The organism is Mycobacterium arosiense ATCC BAA-1401 = DSM 45069 (assembly GCF_002086125.1).
Lineage (GTDB): Bacteria > Actinomycetota > Actinomycetes > Mycobacteriales > Mycobacteriaceae > Mycobacterium > Mycobacterium arosiense.
Genome location: NZ_MVHG01000036.1, coordinates 34206 through 43939, shown reverse-complemented (window position 1 = coordinate 43939; position 9734 = coordinate 34206). Strand labels below are relative to the sequence as shown.

Here is a 9734-nt window from a genome sequence, read left to right as displayed (position 1 = left end):
GCCAACTGCGCCCGCGCCGCATACAACGCCGCGGTATACCCCGCAGGACCCGAACCAATAACGATCACGTCACGGACGTCGGAGGTGCTCATAAGCGGCCACATTACTGCGAATCCGACGGGCGCCGGCCCAATCCCGCTGGCCGCCACGGCCAACACGTGAAGCAGCGCACACAACGCGCCGTTGTGCCTTCACAACACATGACCTCTACTGACGCCGCCGTAACTGGTGCACCATGGAAATCGCAACCCGTGTGTCCGACGACGAACTTGCGGGTGCCTACATACCCAACATCATCGCGATGCCGCGGCCCGACAGCCCACTTCCAAGGCTGCATTAACCACCCTCGATGCGCCGCCGCGAGGAATGAGAACGCCACATGACCACCGCACGTCCCGTCAAGACACGCAACGACGGTCAGTGGGCGCTGGGCGACCGCGAACCGCTCAACCACGCCGAGCAGTTCAAAAGCGACGACGCGCCGCTGAACGTGCGCGACCGCATCATCAACATCTACGCCAAAGAGGGCTTTGACAGCATCGCCAAGGACGACCTGCGCGGGCGGTTCCGCTGGATGGGCCTCTACACCCAGCGCGCGCAGGGCTACGACGGCAGCTGGACCGGCGACGAGAACACCGACAAGATCGAAGCCAAGTACTTCATGATGCGGGTCCGCTCCGACGGCAAGGCGATGACCGCGCACACGATGCGCACCCTGGGGCAGATCTCCACCGAATTCGCCCGGAACACCGCCGACATCAGCGACCGGGAGAACCTGCAACTGCACTGGGTTCGCATCGAGGACGTCCCCGAGATCTGGCGACGGCTTGAGTCGGTGGGACTGCAGACCACCGAGGCCTGCGGGGACTGCCCGCGCGGCATCCATGGGTCGCCGCTGGCCGGCGACTCGCTCGACGAGATCCTCGACGCCACGCCCGCGATCGACGAAATCGTCCGGCGCTCGCTGAACAACCCCGAGTACGCCAACCTGCCGCGCAAGTACAAGACCGCGGTCTCCGGCCTGCAGGACGTCTCCCACGAAACCCACGACATCGCGTTCGTCGGCGTCAACCACCCCGAACACGGACCCGGCCTGGACCTGTGGGTGGGCGGCGGCCTGTCGACCAACCCGATGCTGGCCCAGCGCCTCGGCGTGTGGGTGCCGCTGGACGAGGTCGCCGACGTGTGGGAGGGCGTGACCCAGCTGTTCCGCGACTACGGCTACCGTCGGCTGCGCGCCAAGGCCCGGCTGAAATTCCTGGTCAAGGACTGGGGCGTGGAGAAGTTCCGCGACGTGCTGGAGACCGAATACTTGAACCGCCGGCTGATCGATGGACCGGCGCCCACGTCGGTCAAGCACACCATCGACCACGTCGGGGTGCAGCGAATCAAGAACGGCCGCAACGCCGTCGGCGTCGCGCCCATCGTCGGGCGGGTGACGGGCAGCACCCTGTCGGCGGTGGCCGATCTGATGGAGAAGGCCGGCTCTGACCGGGCGCGGTGGACCCCCTTCCAGAAGCTGGTCATCCTCGACGTTCCCGACGACAAGGTCGACGACCTGGTCGCGGGCCTCGACGCGCTGGGCCTGCCGTCACGGCCGTCGTCGTGGCGGAAGAACACCATGGCGTGCACCGGAATCGAATACTGCAAGCTGTCCTTCGCCGAAACACGGGTGCGGGCACAGACTTTGGTGCCCGAATTGGAGCAGCGCCTGGCCGACGTCGATTCCAGGCTCAACCTGCCGATCAGCGTGCATCTCAACGGCTGCCCCAATTCGTGCGCCCGAATTCAGGTGGCCGACATCGGGTTCAAGGGTCAGTGGATCGACGACGGCGACGGTAATTCGGTCGAGGGTTTCCAGGTGCACCTCGGCGGCCGCCTGGGCGAACAGAGCGGCTTCGGCCGAAAACTGCGCCAGCACAAGGTCACCAGCGCCGAACTGGGCGACTACATCGACCGGGTAACCCGCAAGTATCTCGACGGCCGCCAAGACGGTGAAACGTTCGCGTCCTGGGCGCTGCGCGCCGAGGAGGACGACCTGCGGTGAGCACCCTCGTCTTGACCGCGCACGGCAGCCGCGACCCACGGTCGGCCGCCAACGCCGCAGCCGTGGCCGACCGGCTGTCGCAGCTGCGGCCGGACCTCGACGTGCGGTTGGCGTTCCTCGAGTTGAACACCCCGAACTTCGTCGACGCGCTGGCCGGGTTGCCCGACAGCCGCCGCGCGGTGGTCGCCCCCTTCCTGCTGGCCAGCGCTTATCACGCGCGATTGGACATTCCCCGGCAGATCGCCGACGCCGGAGCGCACGGCATCCGGCAGGCCGACGTGCTCGGCGAGGACGATCGGCTGGTCTCGGTGCTGCGCGAACGCCTGGCCGAGGTCGGGGTCTCGGCGCATGACGACGATCTCGGGGTGATGGTGGTGGCGATCGGCTCCTCGAACCTGGCGGCCAACGCGCGCACCGCGAAGGTGGCGGCCAGGCTGGCAGCCGGCACCCAATGGGCCGCGGCCACAACGGCTTTCGCCACCCGTCCCGAGGCATCGGTGGACCGCGCCGCCGAGCAGCTGCGCGGCCGCGGCGCACGCCGGCTGGTCATCGCCCCGTGGTTCTTGGCGCCGGGCTTCATCACCGACGGGGTGTCCAAGTTCGCCCGCGACCACGACATTGCGATGGCGGCCCCGTTGGGGTCACACCGGCTGGTGGCCGAGACGGTGCTGGACCGCTACGACGGGGCGCTGGCCGACGACGCAGCGGCCTGACCTTTCGAAACCGCAGTGCGGCTGATGATGTGGCTGAGCATGTCGCGGATCGCTCCGGGCGGCGGGGTGCGTCCGCCAACCCAGATCGCCCGAAACTTGCGCCGCAGATCCAACTTCGGGATGTTGACCGCGTACAGCCGAGCGTCCGCCAGGTCGTCGGCCACCGCCAGCCGGCTCATGGTGGCCGGGCCCGCGCCGGCGAGCACGGCGGCGCGCATGGCCGCCGCGGAGGTCAGTTCCAGCACGGGCGTGGCCTGCTGCATGTCCTCGCCGAGCACTTTGCGCAGCGCCGCCGCCAGCGAATCGCGAATGCCCGAATGGGGTTCGCGGGCCACCAACGGCGTCTGTGCGAGCTCGCGCGCGGTCACCACCCGCGACCGTCGCGCCCACTTGTGGTCGGGGGCAACCACGATCACCAGCTCGTCGCCCCCCACCACACAGTTACCCAAACCCTTTGGCGTGCCGGGGTTTTCGACGAACCCGAGGTCGGCGCTGCCCTCGCGGACCGCGGCGATGGCATGGTCGCTGTTGGTGGCGGTCAGGATCACCTGAGGCGCGGTGTCGCCGCGCCGCGCCGCCTCGGCCTGCAGCGACAGCAACCAATGCGGCATGAGTTGTTCGGAAATCGTCTGGCTGGCCGCCACCCGGATGCGTTCGCGGCCCTCCTTGCGCAGCGAACCCAGGCCCGCGTCGACCTCGTTGGCGACTTCGAGCAGCCGGCTCGCCCAGTCCGCGACGATCACGCCCGCGGGCGTCAGTTGCGAACCGCGCGTCGTGCGCACGGCCAGCGTGACGCCGATCTGGGCCTCCATGGTGGCCAGCCGGCGAGAGATGGCTTGCTGGGTCAGCCCCAATTGGCGAGCGGCCCGCCCGAGGCTGCCGGTCTCGGCGATCGCCAGAAACGCCTCGAACGAGGCCAGTTCGGGCAGCCGGGGGCTGAGGGGCATGGGCGGCGGCTCACAATCAAATCGTGTGACACAACTATAGCTTGTGACACCACAACGCCACACCTCTACTCACGCCCGGCGCGAGCCGGAACGATGGGACGCATGAGCCGTGCCGCCCAGACCCCGCAGCCTGGGTCCCGCTCTTTTGCGGGCCGCCGATCGCGTCACCCGAGAGGCCGTTAGCCCGCGCCGGCGCCATCGCGCTAAATTAGCCAGCCTGACCGTGTTTGACGGCTCGCACCCGGCTGACCCCGCTAGCCAGAAGGAAGGACGACACCCGTGGCCTACGTGATCGCCGAACCCTGTGTGGACATCAAAGACAAGGCGTGCATCGAGGAATGCCCCGTCGACTGCATCTACGAGGGCGCGCGGATGCTCTACATCCACCCCGACGAGTGCGTCGACTGCGGTGCCTGCGAGCCGGTGTGTCCGGTCGAGTCGATCTTTTACGAGGATGACCTGCCCGACGAGCACAGCCACTACCTGCAGATCAACGCCGATTTCTTCACCGAGCTCGGCTCCCCCGGCGGCGCGGCGAAGGTCGGGCTGACCGAGAACGACCCCGCCCCGGTCAAGGAGCTGGAAAGCAGAGCGGAAGCGTCCTAGCCTCCGCGGGCCGCGCCGGGTTGGTAGCACGGGCGCTAGCGGATCCGACAGCCGGCGACCCGTTTCGTAAGGTGAGGCAATGCGGAGAGCCCGAATCATTTATCTCGCCCGGCAAATTGGGTCGGCCGTGGTCACCACAGTGACCGCGGCGTCCACCGTCAACGCCTACCGGCCCTTGGCGCGCGGCGGATTCCCGTCGCTGTACTCGTGGATGTTCGGGCTCGTCGTGACCGAATTACCGCTGCAAACGCTGCTGAGCCAGCTCGCCGGACTGGCGCTGACCGGCCGTCGTCTCAACCCGCCGTTACGCATCATCGCGTGGGTCGTCGCCGGCCTCTCGGCGCTTGGCCTGCTGAACCTCAGCCGCGCGGGCCACCGGGCCAACGTCCCGCTGACCGAGGCGCTGGACAGCGGGCTGGGGCCCGATCGGCTCACCGAGTCGAGGGGGCTGTGGCGCCGGCCGGCCGGTGGCGGCACCGCCAAAACCCCCGGCCTCGTGCGGATGCTGCGGATCTACCGCGACTATGCCCACGACTCCGACATCAGCTACGGCGAGTACGGCAGCGCCAACCACCTCGACATCTGGCGACGTCCCGACCTGGACCCGGCCGGCAAGGCGCCGGTGCTCTTCCAGATCCCCGGCGGCGCCTGGACGACGGGAAACAAACGGGGACAAGCCCATCCGTTGATGAGCCACCTCGCCGAGCTGGGCTGGGTCTGCGTGGCGGTCAACTACCGGCACAGCCCACGCAACACCTGGCCCGACCACATCGTCGACGTCAAGCGCGCCCTCGCCTGGGTCAAAGAGCACATCGCCGAATACGGCGGCGACCCCGACTTCGTCGTCATCACCGGGGGTTCGGCCGGCGGTCACCTGTCGTCGCTGGCCGCGCTGACGCCGAACGACCCGCGGTTCCAACCGGGGTTCGAACACGCCGACACGCGGGTGCAGGCAGCGGTGCCGTTCTACGGCATCTACGACTTCACCCGATTCGACCGGACGCTGCATCCGATGATGCCGGGGCTTTTGATCAAGTCGATCATCAAACAAAAGCCCGCGACGCACCTGCAGACGTTCGAGGCCGCATCACCGGTCAGCCACGTCAACCCCGACGCTCCGCCGTTCTTCGTCCTGCACGGCCGCAACGACTCGCTGGCCTACGTCGAGCAGGCCCGCGCGTTCGTCGAGCGGCTTCGGGAAACCAGCAACCAGCCGGTGGTCTACGCCGAATTACCGTTCACCCAACACGCTTTCGACATCTTCGGTTCGGTCCGCGCCGCCCACACCGCGGTGGCCGTCGAGCAATTCCTGGCCGAGATCTACGCGGCGCACCTGCGGGCCGATGTGCTTGCGGCGCCGGAGGTTTCGTAAAAGCTAGGCCGTGGCGCGCACCCCGGCCGCCCGGCACACGAACACCGGGTCCACCGGCACCCGCAGCGCCGTCCGGGGCAGGGCTTCGAGCACCTCGTCGGGGATCTTCTTCTTGTAGTTGAGCCTCATCGAGCCGCTGAACGCCCGGTCGACTCCGTGCAGATCGATCTCGATCCCGAGGCCCTTGTTGGTGATGCTGGCGCGTGCCGGACCCTTATCGGTGTCCCAGGGGCAGTCGAGGGAACGCAGGTCGGCGTCGCCGCGCGCAGGAAAGGTCGCGACGAGCCGCGCGGCGCTGAACGCGAATCCGCCCGCATAACGGGAGACGCCGGAAGCCGAATACACGCCGGGCACATGGCCGCTGAAGTGCCGCACCACGCCGACCCGTCCCGCGCTGAAGATGATCCCCTCGGCTTCGAGTTCCTCGCGCAGCCCCGCGGGCAGCTGGCCGATCCGGGTCAGGTTGCGAAGAAATCCGAACACGACCAGACCGTAGCCCGAGACCGATGAGCGCGCAGCCCTCATTGCACGGTGACGGTCAGCGCGTAGGTGCACGCCGGTTTGGCGTCCTTGCCCACGAAGCTGGTGTATTCCGTGCTCACCGTGGTGGTCCCCGGCTTCAGCGCGGTGAACGTCCACTCCTCGGTGCCCGGCGCGCCCAGGGCGTCCGAGGCCGGCTGCACGAACTCGTGACTGAGCTGCTTGATGACCGACGAGTCGCCGATTTTGGTATCCGGGTTCCACCGGTACGGCGTGGTGTAGTTCGAGCCCAGCTGCACGACCAGGGTGTTGCCTACGGCGAGGGTGACGGTCTGGCTGATCTCGCTCTGCGTCAGCACATCGGCCATGGGGACCTTGAGCGTTTTGGTCGACGGCGGGTTCCTGGACGCGAAGTGGCAACCCACCACCGTCGACAACATGAGCACGGCGACTGTTACCAGCAGCCTGACCTTCACCCAGATCCCCCTTCGGTGTCGCTCCGGAGCCTAATAGGTCGGACCCAGACCGAAGATAGGCGACGAGACGCCGCGCGTGGCGTCCGGCAGGATGGGCTGGTGTTTGGCCTCGTACTGATCGTTGCTCTGGTGTCCACCGTCATCGTGGGGACGGTCATCGGCCGGCGCTACCGCGTCGGCCCCCCGGTGCTGCTCATCCTGCTGGGCGTGCTGCTGGGCCTGGTTCCCCACTTCGGCCAGATACACGTCAACGGTGAGGTGGTGTTGTTGCTGTTCCTCCCCGCGATCCTCTACTGGGAAGGCCTGAACACCAGCTTCCGCGAGATTCGGGCCAACGCGCGCATCATCGTCTTTCTCAGCGTCGTCCTGGTGATCGCCACCGCGGTGGCCGTGTCGTGGACGGCGCGGGCGCTCGGCATGAACCCGCACGCGGCCGGCGTCCTGGGCGCGGTGTTGTCGCCCACCGACGCGGCCGCGGTGGCCGGTCTGGCCAAGAAGCTGCCGCGCCGGTCGCTGACGGTGCTCAAGGCAGAGAGTCTCATCAACGACGGGACCGCCCTGGTGTTGTTCGCGGTCAGCGTCCACGTCGCGATCGGTGGGGCGGCGATCAGCCCGCCCGAGGTGACCGCCCGGTTCGTCGGCTCCTACCTGGGCGGCATCGTCGCCGGGCTGCTGGTGGGTGGCGCGGTGACGCTGCTGCGCAAGCGAATCGACGCACCCCAGGAGGAAGCGGCCTTGAGCCTGGTGACCCCGTTCGCCGCCTTCCTGCTGGCTCAATCGATGGACTGCAGCGGAGTGGTCGCGGTGATGGTGTCGGCCCTGGTGCTGGCCTACGCCGGTCCCGTGGTGATCCGGGCCCGCTCCCGGCTGCAGTCCTCGGCGTTCTGGGACACCGCGACGTTCCTGCTCAACGGCTCGCTGTGGGTGTTCGTCGGCGTCCAGATCCCAACCGCGCTGCGCGGGATCGCCGGCGTCGACGGCGGCATTCGCCACGCCCTATTCGTCGCGCTCGTGGTGACCGGCGTGGTGATCGTGTCGCGCATCTTCTGGGGAGAGATCACCACGCTGCTGATCCGCCTCATCGACCGCCGCGAGGTGCAACGCGAACGTCGCGTCGACTGGCGCCAGCGCTTCGTCACCGTCTGGGCCGGATTTCGCGGCGCCGTCTCGCTGGCCGCCGCGGTGGCCGTGCCCGTGACGACGCTGAGCGGCGCCCCGTTCCCCGACCGCAGCCTGCTGATCTTCATCGTCACCGTCGTCATCCTGGTCACCGTCCTCGTGCAGGGCAGCACCCTGCCAGCCGTGGTCCGGTGGGCGAAGATGCCCGAAGACGCGACCCATGCCCAGGAACTGCAACTGGCTCGCTGCCGCGGATCCCAGGCCGCCCTCGCCGCCCTGCCCGCGGTCGCCGACGAGGTCGGAATCAGCGACGAGCTCAGGCGGCGGCTGCAGAAGGAATACGAGGAAAAGGCGGCGCTGGTGCTGGCCACCGAGGACGGTTCGACCGACAACCACATCGTTAGGGGCCGCGAGAAGGTCCGGCGGGTGCGTCTGGGCGTACTCGAACACAAGCGCCGGGAGATCACCGCGCTGCGCAACCAGAACCTGATCGACGACATCGTGCTGCGTGAGTTGCAGAACGAGATGGATCTCGAAGAGGTCCAGCTTCTCGCCGCCGCGATCGACGACGGCGACGAGGAGGGATAGGGGCCGTCGGTGGGCGACCGTACAGTCGACCGCATGCTCAAACCTGGGCTTCGAGTGTGAAACCTTGGCTTCGACGCCCGGGGCGTGTCGCCGCCGTGGCTTCACACTCAAAGCCTTGAGCGCACACTCGACGCCCCGACGCACACTCACGCCGCCCGCGAGCGAAGTTCACGCAGTGTTCAGGCACGCGTCGGGCCAGCATTGTTGAGTGCACACGCGCACCGCGTGTCCTCACGTCATGCGCGTTGTACAGGTCGCCAACTTCTACGGCCCTCGCTCCGGCGGCCTTCGCACCGCGATCGATCGGCTGGGTGCGGAATATTGCGCCAGCGGGCACCAGGTCTTTTTGATCGTCCCCGGCCAGCGCGCCGGGCGCGCGCAGCTGTACACCGGCGTCGTGCGAATCACGTTGCCCGCCCGCCTGATTCCGTTCACCGGCGGTTACCGGGCGGTGCTGCCGGGCCCGGTCAAGGCGCTCCTGGAATCGCTGCGGCCCGACGCGGTGGAGGTCTCGGACCGGCTCACCCTGCGATCGCTGGGTCGTTGGGGCCGTGACTACGGCGCCACCACGGTGATGATCTCCCACGAACGCCTGGATCGTCTTGTGGGACAGATCCTTCCGCGCCGCACGGCGCGAAGACTCGCCGACCTGGCCAACGCGCGCACCGCCGCGAATTACGACACCGTGGTGTGCACCACCGGGTTCGCCCGCGAGGAATTCGACCGCATCGGTGCGGCCAACACCGTCACTGTGCCGCTCGGCGTGGACCTGCAGACGTTTCATCCCAGCCGTCACTCCCAGCTGGTGCGCGAGCGATGGGCCGCGCCGACGCAGATGCTGCTGGTCCATTGCGGGCGGCTGTCGGTGGAAAAGCGTGTGGACCGCAGCATCGACGCGCTGGGCGCACTGTGCCATGCCGGTGTGGATGCGCGGCTGGTGGTGGTGGGCGAGGGCCCGCTGCGGGCCAGGTTGGAGCGCCAGGCCACGCGGCTACCGGTCGACTTCACCGGTTTCATCTCCGATCGCGGCACCGTGGCGCAGCTGCTGGCGTCGGCCGATGTCACGCTGGCGCCGGGACCGCACGAGACGTTCGGGCTGGCCGCGCTCGAGTCGCTGGCGTGTGGCACACCCGCCGTGGTGTCGCGCACGTCGGCGCTCACCGAGATCATCACGCCGGACAGCGGGGCATCGGCCGACAATGATCCGGCCGCCATCGCAAAAGCGGTGCGCGCCATCGTCAGTCGGCCCGAACGGCAGCGACGCATCTCCGCGCGACGCCGCGCCGAGGACTTCACCTGGCACCGCGCCGCGGCCGGCATGCTGGCCTCGCTCGGGGCGCCGGCGTTCGACGACCCGCCCGATCGGTCCGAACAGACCGCGTAGCG

At 68.3% G+C, this 9734-nt stretch carries 10 protein-coding genes; 6 read left to right on the top strand and 4 right to left on the bottom strand.

The window, feature by feature from the left end; all coding sequences use genetic code 11:
* Positions 1-92 (bottom strand): FAD-dependent oxidoreductase (locus tag BST14_RS30380; protein WP_142279417.1); only part of this gene is annotated, 92 nt, incomplete at its 3' end.
* Between the two features lie 287 nt (positions 93-379).
* On the opposite strand from BST14_RS30380, the gene BST14_RS15470 reads away from it, so the two are divergent.
* Both BST14_RS15470 and BST14_RS15465 read left to right on the top strand, forming a co-directional pair.
* The gene (locus BST14_RS15470) at positions 380-2047 is read left to right on the top strand and encodes a nitrite/sulfite reductase (RefSeq protein WP_083065223.1); all 1668 of its coding nucleotides are present in this window, start codon (positions 380-382) and stop codon (positions 2045-2047) included.
* On the top strand, positions 2044-2760 hold the full coding sequence (locus BST14_RS15465) for a sirohydrochlorin chelatase (protein ID WP_083065222.1): 717 nt from the start codon (positions 2044-2046) through the stop codon (positions 2758-2760). The genes BST14_RS15470 and BST14_RS15465 overlap by 4 nt, the downstream gene beginning before the upstream one ends.
* Here BST14_RS15465 and BST14_RS15460 read toward each other — a convergent pair.
* A complete protein-coding gene (locus BST14_RS15460; RefSeq protein WP_083065221.1) occupies positions 2724-3707 on the bottom strand; it encodes a LysR family transcriptional regulator in 984 nt (327 codons plus the stop codon). The genes BST14_RS15465 and BST14_RS15460 overlap by 37 nt on opposite strands.
* A gap of 279 nt (positions 3708-3986) precedes the next feature.
* Between BST14_RS15460 and fdxA the strand changes: the two genes are divergently transcribed.
* Entirely contained in the window at positions 3987-4313 is a 327-nt protein-coding gene (gene fdxA, locus BST14_RS15455; protein ID WP_083065220.1) for a ferredoxin, read from the top strand.
* 79 nt (positions 4314-4392) lie between these two features.
* Positions 4393-5685, top strand: a complete 1293-nt coding sequence (locus BST14_RS15450; RefSeq protein ID WP_083065219.1) for an alpha/beta hydrolase — start codon at positions 4393-4395, stop codon at positions 5683-5685.
* Between the two features lie 3 nt (positions 5686-5688).
* Here the strand turns inward: BST14_RS15450 and BST14_RS15445 are convergent, their stop codons facing one another.
* Both BST14_RS15445 and BST14_RS15440 read right to left on the bottom strand, forming a co-directional pair.
* Positions 5689-6168, bottom strand: coding sequence for a hypothetical protein (locus tag BST14_RS15445; RefSeq protein WP_083065218.1), 480 nt, complete (start codon positions 6166-6168; stop codon positions 5689-5691).
* Positions 6169-6206: 38 nt separating this feature from the next.
* A complete protein-coding gene (locus BST14_RS15440) occupies positions 6207-6641 on the bottom strand; it encodes a protease inhibitor I42 family protein (protein WP_083065217.1) in 435 nt (144 codons plus the stop codon).
* Positions 6642-6740: 99 nt separating this feature from the next.
* Here BST14_RS15440 and BST14_RS15435 point away from each other — a divergent pair, with 99 nt between their 5' ends.
* Positions 6741-8348, top strand: a complete 1608-nt coding sequence (locus BST14_RS15435) for a Na+/H+ antiporter (RefSeq protein WP_083065216.1) — start codon at positions 6741-6743, stop codon at positions 8346-8348.
* A 238-nt stretch (positions 8349-8586) separates the two neighbouring features.
* Positions 8587-9732 (top strand): glycosyltransferase, encoded by a 1146-nt coding sequence (locus BST14_RS15430; RefSeq protein ID WP_083065215.1) that lies wholly within the window; start codon positions 8587-8589, stop codon positions 9730-9732.
* The last annotated feature ends 2 nt before the right edge of the window (positions 9733-9734 follow it).